The organism is Streptomyces sp. LS1784 (assembly GCF_020103755.1).
Classification (GTDB): domain Bacteria; phylum Actinomycetota; class Actinomycetes; order Streptomycetales; family Streptomycetaceae; genus Kitasatospora.
Genome location: NZ_JAHSQD010001032.1, coordinates 1 through 1476 on the forward strand (window position 1 = coordinate 1; position 1476 = coordinate 1476).

The following is a 1476-nucleotide window of genomic DNA, read 5'->3' on the forward strand; positions in this document are numbered from 1 at the left end:
GGCCGGGTGCTGGGGCAGCTGGCGGTCGCGGCGGGCGGCAAGGAGGGCGCCGCGCCCTCGACCGCGGGGATGCCGGCCGGAGGGTACGTGCTGTCGGCCGGTCAGCTGCCCGCCCAGGGCGGCGGGACGTACGGCGCCGTGGTGCTGGCCGGCGTGGACGCCACCGGCACCTTCTACGCCGCGCAGAGCCTGCGTCAGCTGCTGGCCGCCGTACCGGCCGGGCAGGGCCAGGCGCCGGGTGCGGCCGGGCTCGGCCTGCCCGGGATCACGCTGCGGGACTGGCCGACCGGCGCGCCGGTGCGCGGCACCGCGGAGGCCTTCTACGGCACCCCGTGGACCGCCCAGCAGCGGCTGGAGCAGGTCGACTTCCTGGGCCGCTCCAAGCAGAACTTCTACCTCTACGCCCCCGGTGACGACCCGTACCGGCTCTCCCGCTGGCGCAACGCCTACCCCCAGGCCCAGGCCGAGGAGCTGCGCGAGCTGGGCTTCCGGGCGCGGCAGAACCACGTCACGCTCGGCTACGCGATCGACCCGGGGCAGTCCCTGTGCTTCAGCTCCGGCAAGGACGTGGACGCGCTGGTGAACAAGCTGGACGGGCTGCGCAAGCTCGGCTTCACCGCCTTCCAGCTCCAGTTCCTGGACGTCAGTTACGACGAGTGGCACTGCGGCGACGACCGCGACGAGTACGGCACCGGGCCGGCCGCGGCCGCCAAGGCCCAGGCCGCGCTGGTGAAGAAGGTGCAGGACCGGCTGATCGCGAAGAACCCGGGCCTGGCGCCGCTGTCCGTCGTCCCGACCGAGTACCACCAGCAGGGCTCCACCCCGTACCGCAAGGCGCTGGCGGCGGCACTGCCGGAGGGTGTGCAGGTGGCCTGGAGCGGGGTCGGGGTGATCCCGGAGAAGATCACCGGCGCCCAGGCCTCGGACACCGCCGGGCTGTACGGGCACCCGCTGCTCACCATGGACAACTACCCGGTCAACGACGCCACCCCGGACCGGCTCTTCCTCGGCGCCTACAGCGGGCGCGACCCGGAGGTGGCCACCCGCTCGGCGGCACTGCTGACCGGCGCGATGCAGCAGCCGGTGGCCTCCCGGATAGCCCTCTCGACGGCCGGTGACTTCGCCTGGAACCCGGCCGGGTACCGCCCGGAGGAGTCCTGGCAGGCCGCCGTGCGCTCGCTGGCCGGACCGACCGGCGCCGCCCCGACGCCCGCCGGGACCGCGCTGTCCGCGGTCACCGCGCTGGCCGGGAACAGCACCTCCTCGCCGCTGTCCAAGCAGGAGTCCGGCTATCTGACGCCGCTGCTGGACCGCTTCTGGGCGGCCGCCGAGCCCACCTCCGGCGCCGCCCCCGACCTCGCCAGGCTGGTCGAGGCCGCCGCCCCGCTGCGGGACGCCTTCGCCACCATGGCCACCGCCCAGCGGACCCTGGCCGGCACCCCGGCCACCACCCAGCTGGCCGGCGAGGCCGCGCCC

General features: G+C 75.5%; 1 protein-coding gene. It reads left to right on the forward strand.

Annotated features, from left to right (window positions below):
* The coding region (locus tag KS423_RS45375; protein ID WP_224285501.1) for a beta-N-acetylglucosaminidase domain-containing protein at positions 1-1476 on the forward strand (1476 nt) is incomplete at both ends.